This is a genomic window from Thermodesulfobacteriota bacterium (genome assembly GCA_035559815.1).
GTDB lineage: Bacteria > Desulfobacterota_D > UBA1144 > Nemesobacterales > CSP1-2 > DATMAT01.
Genome location: DATMAT010000019.1, coordinates 1 through 13,668, shown reverse-complemented (window position 1 = coordinate 13,668; position 13,668 = coordinate 1). Strand labels below are relative to the sequence as shown.

The 13,668-nt window shown below is 46.6% G+C and carries 15 protein-coding genes; 8 read left to right on the top strand and 7 right to left on the bottom strand.

All coding sequences use genetic code 11. From position 1 onward, the window contains the following. Positions 1-92 precede the first annotated feature (92 nt). From VNN20_04010 to VNN20_03990, 5 genes are all read right to left on the bottom strand, one after another. A complete protein-coding gene (locus VNN20_04010; GenBank protein HWP91349.1) occupies positions 93-827 on the bottom strand; it encodes a lipid-binding SYLF domain-containing protein in 735 nt (244 codons plus the stop codon). A gap of 137 nt (positions 828-964) precedes the next feature. Then, complete coding sequence (locus VNN20_04005) at positions 965-1,315, bottom strand: isoamylase early set domain-containing protein (protein ID HWP91348.1); 351 nt, start codon at positions 1,313-1,315, stop codon at positions 965-967. Continuing rightward, the gene (locus VNN20_04000; protein HWP91347.1) at positions 1,312-1,527 is read right to left on the bottom strand and encodes a hypothetical protein; all 216 of its coding nucleotides are present in this window, start codon (positions 1,525-1,527) and stop codon (positions 1,312-1,314) included. The genes VNN20_04005 and VNN20_04000 overlap by 4 nt, the downstream gene beginning before the upstream one ends. Before the next feature lie 404 nt (positions 1,528-1,931). After that, positions 1,932-2,264 (bottom strand): arsenosugar biosynthesis-associated peroxidase-like protein, encoded by a 333-nt coding sequence (locus VNN20_03995; GenBank protein HWP91346.1) that lies wholly within the window; start codon positions 2,262-2,264, stop codon positions 1,932-1,934. A 292-nt stretch (positions 2,265-2,556) separates the two neighbouring features. Further along, complete coding sequence (locus VNN20_03990) at positions 2,557-3,222, bottom strand: glutathione binding-like protein (protein HWP91345.1); 666 nt, start codon at positions 3,220-3,222, stop codon at positions 2,557-2,559. Positions 3,223-3,817: 595 nt separating this feature from the next. On the opposite strand from VNN20_03990, the gene VNN20_03985 reads away from it, so the two are divergent. Continuing rightward, a complete protein-coding gene (locus VNN20_03985) occupies positions 3,818-4,237 on the top strand; it encodes a GFA family protein (GenBank protein ID HWP91344.1) in 420 nt (139 codons plus the stop codon). Between the two features lie 12 nt (positions 4,238-4,249). Here VNN20_03985 and VNN20_03980 read toward each other — a convergent pair whose 3' ends face one another. Beyond that, on the bottom strand, positions 4,250-4,768 hold the full coding sequence (locus tag VNN20_03980; protein HWP91343.1) for a hypothetical protein: 519 nt from the start codon (positions 4,766-4,768) through the stop codon (positions 4,250-4,252). A gap of 12 nt (positions 4,769-4,780) precedes the next feature. Continuing rightward, positions 4,781-5,674 (bottom strand): hypothetical protein, encoded by an 894-nt coding sequence (locus tag VNN20_03975; GenBank protein HWP91342.1) that lies wholly within the window; start codon positions 5,672-5,674, stop codon positions 4,781-4,783. Positions 5,675-6,255: 581 nt separating this feature from the next. On the opposite strand from VNN20_03975, the gene VNN20_03970 reads away from it, so the two are divergent. The 7 genes from VNN20_03970 to VNN20_03940 all read left to right on the top strand — a co-directional run bounded on the left by VNN20_03970 (position 6,256) and on the right by VNN20_03940 (position 13,399). Further along, complete coding sequence (locus VNN20_03970) at positions 6,256-7,260, top strand: glycosyltransferase (GenBank protein ID HWP91341.1); 1,005 nt, start codon at positions 6,256-6,258, stop codon at positions 7,258-7,260. A 142-nt stretch (positions 7,261-7,402) separates the two neighbouring features. Next, positions 7,403-7,681, top strand: a complete 279-nt coding sequence (locus tag VNN20_03965) for a pyridoxamine 5'-phosphate oxidase family protein (GenBank protein ID HWP91340.1) — start codon at positions 7,403-7,405, stop codon at positions 7,679-7,681. Between the two features lie 319 nt (positions 7,682-8,000). Continuing rightward, positions 8,001-8,198 (top strand): hypothetical protein, encoded by a 198-nt coding sequence (locus VNN20_03960; GenBank protein ID HWP91339.1) that lies wholly within the window; start codon positions 8,001-8,003, stop codon positions 8,196-8,198. Positions 8,199-8,843: 645 nt separating this feature from the next. Further along, entirely contained in the window at positions 8,844-9,959 is a 1,116-nt protein-coding gene (locus tag VNN20_03955) for a winged helix DNA-binding domain-containing protein (protein HWP91338.1), read from the top strand. Positions 9,960-11,344: 1,385 nt separating this feature from the next. Further along, entirely contained in the window at positions 11,345-12,259 is a 915-nt protein-coding gene (locus VNN20_03950) for a restriction endonuclease (protein ID HWP91337.1), read from the top strand. Positions 12,260-12,363: 104 nt separating this feature from the next. Continuing rightward, positions 12,364-12,711 (top strand): hypothetical protein, encoded by a 348-nt coding sequence (locus VNN20_03945; protein ID HWP91336.1) that lies wholly within the window; start codon positions 12,364-12,366, stop codon positions 12,709-12,711. Between the two features lie 13 nt (positions 12,712-12,724). Further along, positions 12,725-13,399 carry a hypothetical protein gene (locus tag VNN20_03940; GenBank protein ID HWP91335.1) on the top strand — a complete coding sequence of 225 codons (675 nt, stop codon included), beginning with the start codon at positions 12,725-12,727 and terminating at the stop codon, positions 13,397-13,399. The last annotated feature ends 269 nt before the right edge of the window (positions 13,400-13,668 follow it).

Sequence of the window (13,668 nt, the reverse complement as noted above, 5' to 3'; positions counted from 1 at the left end):
ATCAAATAGGCACCACTCATATCAGGCTTTGCTCAAAAGAGCAGCCATATTTCGACCTCCTGCCAACCCAAGATTTAATTCTAAGGAGCTATCTACCTTCCGGTCAGTTTCTTGACCGCAGAGATAAGCCCATCAGCCTGTGGATTCCTGACATCGCCAAATATCAATATGTCGGTGGTGCTGACCGGCTTGCCGTAATAGGCTCCATTCAACGAATCCCTTACGTTAACCAGAGAGCCCTCGAGAGACACGCCGCCGTAAAGCCCCTTGGTACGGGCTAACACGACCAGGTCGGCGATTATATTACCGGCTCCTACACCGGCCCCAACTGGTCCAGCAGCGATGCTCAAATCTGCACCAAGCTTAACGCCCGTGTTTAGCAAACGGGTGAGACCCCGGTCCGTCCTTACTATGATTATGGCTTCTATCACTTCTGCTCCGGCCAGAAGCCCAAAGCTCACGCCTCCGATCGTGTAAAAGGCGGGACCGTTCCACTTCCCAGTCTTGGCATCGCGGGCCAAGAGGACACCGGTTCCTCCGGAACCGCCAAAGATGAACCCTCCCTTTATAATCTGCGGCACTATAAGCAAACCTTTTGCCTCTCTGAGCATCTGGTACCAGGAAGGGTCTATTTCGAAGCTCTCAGCCGTTATCCGCGCCTTCGTTACTACATCTCTTGCATCTTGGGCGTCGTCCGACCAGGCCCGGTCTGGTAAGGTAGCAATTAATGATAACAGAGCAAACCCTAGGACAAATCTCAGGAGAATATTTCCCGATTTTCTCGGTTGTTGAACCCCGCTTTTCCTGTTCGTTGCTTTATTCAGCATTGAGTCTCCTCCAAATTCGACTTTATTTGATTAAACCACATTTCCCCGGTCTTTACTACATAACTCGTTCAAGTATATATGTTCTATGGCTTTAGCACTGGGCTATAACAGCAACCTTCCCACATTAATTCTCAAACTCAGACAACCACCACCGAATCGTCGGTTCCATAAACATTCGGCTCATAGCGGTCGGCGTGCCAGTCATTCTCCCATCGAACATCGTCTATAAGATATTTGAACTTGTATTCCCTTCCGGTTTCCAACTCCAGAGTTACCGTAAAGTCACCGTTCCTGAGCCTTTTCATCGGAGTCTCTTCTTTATTCCATCTATTGAAATCTCCGACGATGTTAACGGTTTGGGCATCGGGCGCAGCCTCTTTCGGCAACTTAAAAGTCACTTTGCACAAAGACTTAGATTTTAGATATTGCTTTTTTATTCCGCCTTTCTCCGAGGCCCTTGAGGGTCTCTTCGAGGTTCTTCCCGTCATTTTTTCACCCCCTTCTTGAATATTTTTTCTTTAGCCTCTTTGGGCAGATGTCTCTCCAGGTACTCAATCACCGCCTCCCTCACGATTTGCGCCGGTCTCATCTTCAGATACCATTGGGAGTGACTGAGCATCTCCACGAACTCCTTCGGCGCTTTCACGTAAATGGCCTTTTCCATCGCTTCCTTCTTCTTCTCTTCCTTCCTCTGTTTCATATTAATAATATAAAACATAGGATATATATAAATCAAACAAAATTTTTATGAATAAAGATTTTTCTGTATCAGCAATCATAGATTTGGCTCTATGTGAAAAAAGGTTCTGTCCAATATAAGAGATTGGTTCGTGCTAAAATAAGTCGGTTGGCAAAGTTACCTTCTTGGGGCAACTTTGAGAGGTCGATTCTTTCCAGGACCTCAATTTGTTTTTTGGTAGTGGCCGGGGGAGAGCGTCTTGAACGAAGTGAGGTAGTAGACTTCGGGCCAGATTCCCCGCTGTGTAAATCAACGTCATCTAAGTATCGAGCTCGTAGAGCTGATTTAAGTTAGACATTCATACGAGACTCCATTGAGTAACTCCTCCATACCCATTTACTGGAAGAATATTGCTAAGCACTAATCTACATTCCCGACCTTGTCACATGATCGAGCATCAGCAAGCCATGAACTAGGGAAGCACCCCCAGGGATAGCGGTGGCCACGAGAATTGCCTCGGTCATCTGCTCCAGGTCAGCCCCCTGCTGAAGGGACTCCTTACTATATGCATCTATGCAGTAAGGACACTGAACGGCATGGGAAACAGCCAAAGCAATCAATGCCTTCTCCCGAGAAGACAAAGCTCCGTCCTCAAAAACAGATTTATAGTAATCAAAAAACTTTTCGGCCAGCCTAGGACTACCCTCACTTATCTGACTGAAATGAGCAAGATGTTCCGGTTTATAATATTGATCCATCTCATTCCTCCTCCTTAAAATTCAAAAAATACAATGAACCCCTCTGCGGCAAACCTTAGAGTATCAATACCTGCGTAGGTAGTATTACACGTCATTACGAGGAGTCCTTCGGCTGACTCAGAGCCTGCCCTGAGCCTTTCGATTTCCTCAGGACAGGCTTGCCGAAGAGATGAACTCCACGACGAAGCAATTTGACAAAAGGTATCATTTCTCAAAGTGTAAGATTTCTCCCCTTCGACGAGCTCTAGGTCGAAATGGTTTTGGTTTTAATGCATAAGATGAATTTTGGAGATTAAACTAAAAGCTTTCTTCCCCTCTCCACAGCCTCGGACTCATCCTTTACCTTTTCCTTTGGGATCTCCATACCTCGTTTTACAGCCGGACGCTGCCTCACGGTCTTATGCCAGCGCCTCAGGTTAGGAAGGTCTTCGGTTCCCACGCCAGCCCAGTGGTGAGCTGAAATCCAGGGAAAGGTTGCGATGTCGGCTATAGAGTAGAAGTCGCCAGCCAGGTACTCGTTATCTTTCAGGCGGGTATCAAGTACCTGGTAGAGTCGTTTTGTCTCTCTTTGATAACGCTGTATTGCGTAATCAATTTTCTCCGGCGCATAGCGATAGAAGACGTTCGCCTGCCCCTGCATCGGGCCTATGCCGGCCATCTGAAACATAAGCCACTGAATCACAGTAGAGCGTCCTTTCGTATCGGAAGGAAGGAGCTTTCCTGTTTTCTCAGCCAGATAAATGAGGATTGCACCGGATTCAAAAACGGCAAAATTGTCCTCATCCCTATCCACTATAGCCGGGATTCTGCCGTTCGGGTTAATTTTGAGATACCATTCTTCTTTTTGCTGCATCTCATTCAGATTGAGATGGTGTACCTCATAGGGAAGTTCAATTTCTTCCAACATTATGGAGATTTTTCTACCATTCGGAGTCGCTGCGGTATATAAGTCAATCATTTCAATCCCTCCAGTTATATAAAAACTAAAGGATTTATTATATCACATCCGTTACTTCGACATTTTGACGAGCGGAGAGTCTTGACCGGTTGTTGCTCGGAGAGTGGATATGTTTATCATATCGAACTCTTCATCTGGCTCAGAATTAACCTCATAACTGTGTAAGCTACGAGTCTTGCTAGCATCTTCTGTTGAGAAAGACTTGTGATTTTGAATTGTACGGAACGCATATATGCGTCCCCTACAACCTGGGTCAGCAAGCATGTCCTGAGCCTCTCTGAGGTGTCGAAGGGACCGGTGGACTACCCTTAACATTCCTTAATAATCACTTGGTGATCCATGAGACCGCTTCTGATGAATGAATACTTCTTATAAATTATAAACAAGATGCACTAAACCCTTCATTACAAGGGAATTGGGGTAATGCGATTAAATTAAGGGCATAGCGCCGTTGGGATGTCACTTAACGCCATTGGGAATGGGGGGCTTATCGCATTACTTGTTGATTGTGGAAACACGACTTCTAAGTCGGTTGATTTGATGGGGAAGTTTTCTGTATAATCATAGGTGTGAACCCCAATGTGGAGTCCGTGCTATGGATAAAATAAATGAAGGAGGCTGTCTTTGCGGCTCAGTTCGGTACCGAGTGAAAGGTGACCCGGCTATAGCCGCAGCCTGCCACTGTAGGCTTTGTCAACTTAAAACTGGAAGTGCCTTTGGTATTGCTGTCTATTTTGAAGATAATCAAATCGAATTCATAAGCGGTTCGCTCAAGCCCTACAAATTCCGCTCGGACGAGAGCGGCCGCTGGGTACAAACCGAGTTCTGTGAAACTTGCGGCACAACCGTAACTTGGACGGCCGAATTCATGCCCGGCCGTCGGGCGATTTCTGGCGGAACGTTTGACGACCCTAATTGGATCCGCATTGACCGGCACGTGTGGACCAGGTCAGCCCATAAGTGGATGGTGTATCCATCCGATGTTGGAGTTTTCCCCACTACGTCGCTCAAGTAGTTGAAAACAAAATCAAACCGTGGAACTCTTCTCCACAAGAAACATTACATTTGACCAAATAATCGGCGTCACCAGATTAGGCGTCCATTCACTTCCCCCTACCCTCTCATCCATCAAAGCGCTTGAGCGGGTTACCGTACCGTCTCCTGGAGACTTCTCGCTTACTTTTATTTCCCCGGTGCCGTTCTTCACCGTGAGCACCGAATCGGTCGGTACGGCATCACCAACGATTAGATACATCCTTAATCCCGGCGGAGACTCGGCAAAAATATCGATTGCCCTGTGGAATTGCTCCGCTCGTTTTAGGGATTTTCTCAGTTGGTCGAGTGCTATCTCCCGTCTCTCTTCCGGGCTTGACACATCAGGAAGAAGATAACTAAGAACCTTATCCTGTCCGGGGTCAGCAAGCCCCCACCCCATCTCTACCCACAGCTCCGGGTCCATGATATCCAGCACTGCTCCCGATTCATCGCGTAGAGTTTTGTGCCTGGTTCTGGTGAAGAGTTGATACACAGACGGCATGGTGCCCAAAATAGCCGCCTCCTATTTGGGCAGAAAGGGACCAATCTCTTTCCCGTTTATCATATCCTCAATAGCATGGACAGAACCAGAGTTGGGCGTACCGACCAGAATAGCTTTGTCTACGTATTTGGCTCCCTCCCACGTAACCTCCGGCAAGGAACTGTCATCGGCCAGTTGTGTGCCACCGTAACGGAGGTAATACCTGGTGACAAGACCGCCCATAGAGTGCGCCACGATATCGAACTTCACATCATAATTCTCAACACCATATCTCTTTTTGAATTCCTCTTGAACGTACGCACGCTTCTCCAATATAAACTGGTGTAGTCGTTTGGCATTCTCGGCGTTATCGCGCCTCCAGTCATAAGCAAACTGGAAGCAGGTAAAATGCTCGTCGCCATAGTCCACCTGACCGGCATTGCCCAGGGACTCATCGCGATATCCGCCCACACCGAGGGTGCTTAGTATGTTCACATAGGTGCCGAGTAGAAAGGAAATTCCGAGCAGCCTCACCTTCACCCGGTCCAGTGCGCCGTCGGGATATACATCATCAGTCAGCTCAGTGAGAGGTGCTCCCTTTTTCATGGGAAGCGCTATTAGTCTTGCCCCGTCGGGCTTCTCCGGGTCGGCGTAGGTCCCGTCGAAGGCGCCCCACACAATGCGCCCCGATTCTCCGTCGACCAGCTTTGAACCCAGTATGCCCGGAATGAGGATGACCGGGTTTTTGTAGAGGTCTGAAGACATCGCCGCCCGGGTATAAAGACCGCCCAGGTCGGGGATTCTGTATTCCGTCCCTCCGCATGCGGTAAGAAGTATTAGCAGTCCTGAACAAGTTATTCCCGCTCGATTCATGCTTGACCCATTGAAAATAGGATAATTGGTGCACGACTCATGAAATGCCTTCACGCCCGTCATGCTGGTCACGTTCGTTACACTCAGTGCAAACTCCGCAAAGCATCTAACACTCTAAGAATTCCTCTCTGAGCTTACCCTGAGCATGGCAAACGACTCAGAATAACATTGCCAGCCTTCAACTGTATCTAATATAGCCACCGTATATACGCTTAAAACATGATTTTAGATTTGTAGAAGGCAGGAACAATGTTTAATACTGGAATCCCGCTAAATTTTGTAAATCGGCAATCCTCTCTGGTTGTCATTCCCGTGGAAACGGGAATCCAGATTTTAAAGTTGATTTCCACATCCCGCATAGATTAAGAACAAGCCCCATAGGCAAAACTCTTCTGGGAACCCCGTTTAAACTTGCACGCAAATGTAGTAGGCGAATAACCGGTAAGAGTGAAGGCTTTCCTCCGGGTGGCTGAGCACTCGGTAAACCATTAAGTGCCATAAGCAAACCTCTTACTTGATAGACGAGAGCGTTTGTTATAAACTGACCGCCCATAAATATAAGCTGAGGGCTTCACAGACAATACCATTTTACTTTCCGGCTAAAAGTTTTTGGATAATTTAATCACCAGGATGGTTGTGTAAATATGCAATCTGACGGACATTCACTCAAGCTATCGGTATTCACCATAGGCTACGAATCAGCATCCGAATGCCGGATGGTGATCGAGGAGCTAAGGCGGCAGAGAGCTAGGGAGGTAATAGAGCTTATCGTCGTAGCCCCCAATCGTGACGGCATAGAAGACGAGCTTTTCGAAGGGTTTGGCGCCTGGCAGTGGCTTATCCTTCCAGATATACGGACCTGTGGTAAGGCGATGGAGACCGCAGTACGCGCCGCCAGAGCACCTTACGTCACATACGCCGAAGAACATTCATATCTTCACGAGAGTTGGGCTGAAAGATTAATTGCCGCCCACGAAAGCGGATACGATGCGGTGGGGTTTGCAATGGAAAACGCCAATCCCAATACCCTGGTGAGCTGGGCGCACCTGTATGGGCAGTTCGGCCCGGTAGTTGCCCCGGTAGAACCAGGGGAAAGCGACTTCTTGGCGGGCCACCATTCTTCTTATAAACGAGAACTACTCCTAGATTACGGCGACCTGCTCGGTGATATGCTGGAGGACGAGGCTGCTCTTTTTCTTGACTTGCGTTCGAAAGGAAAAAGAATGTTTATAGCTGGAGACGCCGTCTCCTGGCATGCTAACATCTCCAGCCTCAAAACCTATATGGCTATGGACTACCTTGGACAACGAAGTTTTGCTTCAACTCGGGCAAAGGTAGGAAACTGGCCCCGGTGGAAACGTATATTGTATGCCGGGGCAGCGCCCCTAATACCTCTTATCAGACTTCGACGAATTCTGGCCGATATCAGACGGACCGGCCGTGAAGGCCAGCTTCTGCCAAAGATTCTCGTTCCTATATCCTTTGCGCTTCTGGCCGGTGCCTGGGGTGAGATGCTCGGATACTTATTAGGCGGAGGAGACGCCGCAGAGCGTAAAGCCCCTGTCGAGCTCCAACGGGAGAGATTCATTTCCAAAAGAGACCCCTGGTCAAAGAAAGCTAAACAAGCTCTCCAGTCCGAAAGCTCATAATCTCCAGCCCACCTCTTTGAATTTCGATCTCAGCTACATTGCAATGTACTAATGGATTTTGGCTCGTGTAGTTAATTGTCGTATGCAAAGCGGATGCGTCTGGTTAAAGTGTATTATCCCTAAAGACCGAAAGGAGGCGAGCATGTTTTCAGAAAGAGAGGTTAATTATCTGAGGTCCCAACGGCTAGCCAGAATCGCCACCGTATCAAAGGGATTACCGCCTGATGTCGCCCCAGTGGGCTTCGATTTTGACGGTACATGCTTCTACATCGGTGGATTAAACCTGGCCAAAACCTTAAAGTACAAGAATACTCTTGAGAATCCGAAGGTCTCATTAGTTATCGATGACCTTGAGAGCATAAATCCCCTGGAAGCCGCGAGGCATCAAGAGCCATGGACTCGCCGAGGTCGTTACTCGTGAAGGATATGCCGGCGCCGGAGAATATATCCGGATCAAACCCGAGCTGAAGTGGAGCTGGGGAATCGAAGAGCCGGCTATTAAAGATGGGAAGCCTGTCATGAAGAAAAACAAAATCTCACAGTAGAATCACTCTTAACGTAGAGACGCAACATTTTGCGTCTCTACATATATGAACCTGAGTGCGGCGTTCGGCTGAGAACCCTACTTCAAAGCGGTATCTACAATAGGTAAACTTTAATGGTACTTAGTACTTGCAGAACATCTTTTATTTGACATGGCTGAGCTTTGAGGCTAGACATCAAAGTTGCGGAGGTACCAAGTGTCTGTAAAAGTCGGATTCTTTTGGTACAAGCCGGAGCAGTACAGCCTATTTCTAGTGGTCTCCGAAGACAGGGACACACTCCCCGATAGTTACGCTGAGTGGCTGGACGAGGCGGAGAAGGGATTATCCGACTTCCGGCGCCGTGGCGTCGATGCTGTAAAGGTCAAGTGTGACTTGATGGAGTTCTTATCATGATGTGCAAAGCGGGGTTGTCGGGTCAACAGCAATTCTCGTTCTCAGTATGCTTCAGAGGCCCTGTACAAGCAGTCGTTACGAAAAAAGTAGTCGCTAGCTTCAGGTCGCATTTGCTTCACTTTTTGTCATCTCCGTCCCCCGGTTAAATCGGAGGATCAATGGGGAATCCCCTCCGGTTGTCATTCCCGTGGAAACGGGAATCCTCATCTTTGTCATACCCGAACACCTTAATCGGGTATCCACAGACTTTTTGGACTCCCACCCCTCGCATAAGGGAGGACAGTCTTCTGGAAATGACTCTTCACTTACTTAGCATGCCCGCTCTTGTTTAAACCGAGCAATCAAGCATATGCGAATATTCACTTGATAAATGTACTTGCTATTAGCCTTATATAACACTTCATTCATTGCGTGGTGTTTTGTTATGATAGAGTGTGTGCTTAATTGAATAATTTCCTGTAGCTTCTTACTAGGTTGCCATTATCTTGTCATTGCGAACGAAGTGAAGCAATCTCGTCTTTTAGATTTTTTAGATTGCTTCGTCGCTATGCTCCTCCCAATGACAGTTCAGATGGTATTATTGTATTAACATAAACAGCAGCTTGCCACAGGATTCTTGATTAAAAAACATAGAAAAACAAAGTAATGAAACGCACATTCAAATGGCCCCAGGTCTCGGCATTTCGGTTAACCCGTCATCATTTCCTGGATCACAATCGGACTGAACTCGTCACTGTATGCCAAGATGTTTGCGGCATTCAGGCCCAGGTGATGTCCGCCGCCGAGATGGCCTTATGGGCGAGGATGCACAAACTCACCCGTGCCGATATCCATTCGGCATTATGGAAAAGCCGCAACTTAGTCAAGACATACTGTATGCGAGGAACGCTCCACCTGTTACCATCTGCTGATTTTTCCGTTTATATAAACGCCCTTAAAAAGAGTCGCATGGAGGCCGTGCAAAGAACCATGTCCAAGTTTGTTATCACTTTAAGGGAAACCGATAAGATGAACATAGCTATAATGGATGCGCTTAATGCCGGGCCTATGACAAAGCGCGAATTAACCAAACAAATTTCACCGGTAGTAGGAAAGAGGTTGAGGACGTGGATGAGCCATGTTTGGAATATTTTCCGGCCGGCTATCGTGGAGGGTTTAATTTGTTACGGCCCTGACCGAGGCAAAGAACCGACCTTTGTCCGGACGGATAAATGGCTTCCGAAGCAGAAAGAAATCCGTGAGGAAGAGGCTAAACAAATACTCCACCGTCGATACATGAAGGCATACGGTACCGCCACTCTCCGGGATTTTTCTAAATGGACCGGCATGTCCACGAAAGAAGCAAGGCCGGTTTGGGAGTCGCTACAAGATGAATTAGTCGAAGTTTATATAGAAGATGAGAATGGATTTATCCTTCAAGAAGATTATGACGAGCTTAGAAATAGCCATGTTGATGGCCACATTCTCCGTCTATTGCCTTACTTTGACCCCTACATGCTTGCCCATGCCGACAAAAACCATTTGGTGCACTCTCACCACTACAAAAAGGTTTATCGCAACCAGGGATGGATATCCCCGGTGATATTGCTAAACGGAAGGGTAATCGGCATCTGGTTTTACACCCGCCAGGGAAAGCGATCGTCTTTACAGATAGAGCCATTTCAGAAATTCTCTAAAACCATTCATACCTATATTGAAGAAGAAGCCGCAAGCCTTGGAAGATTCTTGGAGGCTTCGTGGGAGGTTAAATTTAGAAGGTAAAATAGATAGACATTGCCAAAGTACGTGAGATAATTTTATGCTTTGTGTATTATATATAAAGAATTTCCGTATGAGACGACGTATAGTATGATAAGACGGAAAAGATTCCGACTTGATCATTAGCAAGGATGGCAACCACGAACTCTAAGAATGCTTTCAGGACTCATGCGAACTACTTGCGCGCATTCGCCTCAATAGCTGCAGCTAACACTAGGACTCGCGCCGATGCTCTCCATGCAACTCTTGATCGAGTACTTAACTCTGGATTCCTTCCCGATGCAACCTGTCTTAATGCAGATATAAATCAAGCCAAGATAAGTTTACAAAATGCATGGGGCACTGAGCTACTGTTAGGGGTTGGTGAACGAGTGATCAATGCTGAAGAACTCATACGGTTGTCAAATAACTGGTCGGTTGTTCAAGCATATTATGTATTTTATCACGCTACTCAGGCATTAGCCGTCTCTAGGGGCTTCCCGCGCCCAGACTCTCACCCAAAGACTCAGAATCAATTCCATAATATGTTTGCAGGTCGTGGCGCTGGGCTTGAGCCTTGGACTATGGCTTTCAGTCATTCTGGGCCACAAAACGTCCCAGCAGGCGTGAACGTAAACGACCAAATCCATTCTTGGACTACATGTGACCCTCGCAGCCAGTGGAGTCTCGCTTACAAGGCACTCCGAACTACCCGCGAGGACGCTCTTCCTGAGCGAGAAAGGATAGTCAGGGAAGAGAAGCGAAAAAATAAGCGTCGTGCGTGGAAGGAAGAAGAACAGCAACGCTTGGCCCGCGGTAGGAAGTCTCGCAAAGAACCGAAATTCAGATTGCCTCGCCTAACAATTGCAGAGAAGGAAGACGTAAACCGCAGGCTTCGCGCTCATACGCTTATCGATTACCTATTCCGCCTTCGGATACGCACGAACTACGAAGACTCAGCTATGTTCACGGACGGACCTGAAAGAAACGGACAATCCGGAGTTGTACGAAATGATCTATTGCTTCTGGTCGCGTGCTCGCTGCTTGTTGTAGAACTACATATAAGACTTTTGGTTGGTTCCGCTCAGTTTAGCCAGTGGGTCACCGACTGGGTCTCTGCAAACGCACAGTTCGAACCACCAATTGGGGTTGCTGAACGGTGGTTACTGTTTAATAATGTTATTATTTGATTCCCGTTTAAATCAGGCGAGATGACAGTTTTCCTTCACTTTCACCTCACGAGTAAATGAGGCAAGTTACAAATATAATATCCTAAGCTTGCAGTTGATATAGGAAAGCGCTTATTATACACTGACTGACAATAGGGAATTCATTTTTTTTGATACGTCATATAGATGTAATGCACTAAGGAAATTTCATACTTAAAAGCAAATGAAGAGGCATCCTGAATGGGTTCACGCCTACCTTTCGAAATCAGGGAAGCAATTGTTGCCGTATGCGGCAAAGCATTCTGGCTTAAGGATCCATTTCGCAGCTTTCTTCTATCTTGTGGAGTGCCCGCTGAGATATACGATCGGTACTCTGACGAGTCAAAATACAAGATTACAAGGCATATCCTGGCGGAATTGGACGCACTAAGAGAAGAAGGCTTCGAAATCCAGCGTCGGATTGTTACCGAACTTGTGAAGCTCCGTCGTGTACCTGACGAGAGCGTTCCTAATATGGACGCCGCTCTTAACGCACTCCGTTGGCTCAAAGAACTTGCTATTAATCAGAAAATAGTTATTGAGGAAGAGCAAAAAGCAACAGATCATCGAGTGCAAGAAGCACGACGCAAGCAGGTTGCCCTAGCGGCGCGCGCTCAGAAGATGGATGAGTTGCGACGAACTTTCTACGGATGGGCTAGTGTTCCTGATGATCCGCAAAACCGGGGCTACGGGCTCGAAGACCTACTTGCAGAACTGTTCGAGCTTCATGAAATCAGCTACCGCAGACCTTACCGCACTGCAACCGAGCAGATTGATGGCCACTTTCCATTCAAGGGATTTGACTACCTCGTTGAAGCCCGCTGGCGACTGGGGCCTCCAACTGAGGCCGATCTCGCGGCATTTAAAACAAAGGTAGACAAGAAGATCACTAGCACACGAGGTCTTTTCGTTTCAATACCTGGCTATAGGCCTGAGGTTTTACTTGAGTTTACGCGCGGAGTCTCTTCAAATATCGTCCTAATGGACGGCCAAGACCTCGCACTTATTCTCGAGGGACATGTGTCTCTAAACGATGCTCTTGACTTAAAAATTCAAAAGGCAGCACAAGAGGGGATCATCTTTTTCCCACTTAGCCAACGGTTTGAAGGCGAGTAGATTTGATGAGGTGGGCATTTTTCAACTAAGGAGTGTAAAATTGATTTACTACTGCTGATCACGGATATTTCAGAGTCAACTAATAATATAAAAGAACAAACTCAATGATCGAAGACAAGATAGCTAGAATCTGCTGGAATACCGAGGGCTGGCGTAAACCCTCTGGCAAATCCGGCAAGAGCAAAAACAAGAAAACTTACGAGCACAGTGCCGGTTTTGGTCACGAGGAGTGGCTGTTAGATATAACAAAACTCATAAACGGCTGGCACTACGCTTACTTGCAACCCGTCGGGCTACATCGTTTTAAATACGTTGGAAGAACATTGAACATATCTCTCTACTCAATCAATGAAGAAACAAAAAGCCGTTGGTGGGTTGGGCGCATTTTTAATGTCATAGTAACAACTCCGGAGGAATCTAAGAAGGCATACGAAATATACAAAAAAAAATAGCTGGCTAAAAGAAATGGAAGAACAACTTGCCAGCGTCAGTGCAAAAGTCAAAGATTTCCGTCAAATAAAACCTGAAGACTTCGCTGTCATACGATTTCGACCAAAGGATCTTAAACTTCTGGACACACCAATGGAGTTTTCAAGAGATGATTCTTCTGTTAAAGCTAGCTACTATATACTTCTGAATCATAAAAAAACACCTCGACTACTTGAAATAGACAAAGAGTTTAAATTTGTTGCTGGTCACAAGAAGAAAAAAGCCTTGACTAAGTCGACATATGAAGAACATTCGTCTGATATAGATCTTGTTCAAAACAAGATCCAAACCGCCATATATCAACAACTCTCGCGAAAATTCGGCAAAGCCAATGTAGGTACAGAAATTAGCACTGGCTACGGATCGCAAATTGATGTTGTTTTGAGAGGGGATGATGGCGGCTATACTTTCTACGAAATTAAGACATCTTACTCTGTTAGGCTCTGCATTCGGGATGCCTTAGCTCAATTGATTGAGTATGCATATTTCCCAAGGGAGAACAAGGCAAAAAAGTTAATCATCGTCTCACCCAATCTTGTTACACCGGAGGCTCAATCTTATTTGAAATGGCTCAGAGAGCGCTTCAGCATCCCAGTGTACTACCAAAGATATGACCCCGAAGTGCAGGCCCTAGAAGATACCGTGTATTAAAAACACTTAAACCCAAATTATGCATGAAAGGAATATTTTTCTAGACAAAAGTGCCTCCAACTATAGTAAAATAAGGGTGTTTCACAAACCTTAAGAGCTATAGAGGAGGCACTGAACAAGTGAAAAAGAATATATCTCAAAAAAGAGGGACAGGCAATCAAAAAATAAAGGAAGTCTATGAGCAGTTCACCGGGAGTAACCTCACCCGGTTCGGGGGCACGGGGCTTATAAGGAGATTCTTTAAGAGACACCGTATCCAGGAGAGGATA

Coding starts and splice junctions, on each gene's coding strand:
- VNN20_03990 (HWP91345.1), bottom strand. CDS start 3,222: ATGATTGACTTATATACCGCAGCGACTCCGAATGGTAGAAAAATCTCC.
- VNN20_03995 (HWP91346.1), bottom strand. CDS start 2,264: ATGGATCAATATTATAAACCGGAACATCTTGCTCATTTCAGTCAGATA.
- VNN20_04000 (HWP91347.1), bottom strand. CDS start 1,527: ATGAAACAGAGGAAGGAAGAGAAGAAGAAGGAAGCGATGGAAAAGGCC.
- VNN20_03975 (HWP91342.1), bottom strand. CDS start 5,674: ATGACGGGCGTGAAGGCATTTCATGAGTCGTGCACCAATTATCCTATT.
- VNN20_03965 (HWP91340.1), top strand. CDS start 7,403: ATGTTTTCAGAAAGAGAGGTTAATTATCTGAGGTCCCAACGGCTAGCC.
- VNN20_03945 (HWP91336.1), top strand. CDS start 12,364: ATGATCGAAGACAAGATAGCTAGAATCTGCTGGAATACCGAGGGCTGG.
- VNN20_03970 (HWP91341.1), top strand. CDS start 6,256: ATGCAATCTGACGGACATTCACTCAAGCTATCGGTATTCACCATAGGC.
- VNN20_03955 (HWP91338.1), top strand. CDS start 8,844: ATGAAACGCACATTCAAATGGCCCCAGGTCTCGGCATTTCGGTTAACC.
- VNN20_03950 (HWP91337.1), top strand. CDS start 11,345: ATGGGTTCACGCCTACCTTTCGAAATCAGGGAAGCAATTGTTGCCGTA.
- VNN20_04005 (HWP91348.1), bottom strand. CDS start 1,315: ATGACGGGAAGAACCTCGAAGAGACCCTCAAGGGCCTCGGAGAAAGGC.
- VNN20_03940 (HWP91335.1), top strand. CDS start 12,725: ATGGAAGAACAACTTGCCAGCGTCAGTGCAAAAGTCAAAGATTTCCGT.
- VNN20_03985 (HWP91344.1), top strand. CDS start 3,818: ATGGATAAAATAAATGAAGGAGGCTGTCTTTGCGGCTCAGTTCGGTAC.
- VNN20_04010 (HWP91349.1), bottom strand. CDS start 827: ATGCTGAATAAAGCAACGAACAGGAAAAGCGGGGTTCAACAACCGAGA.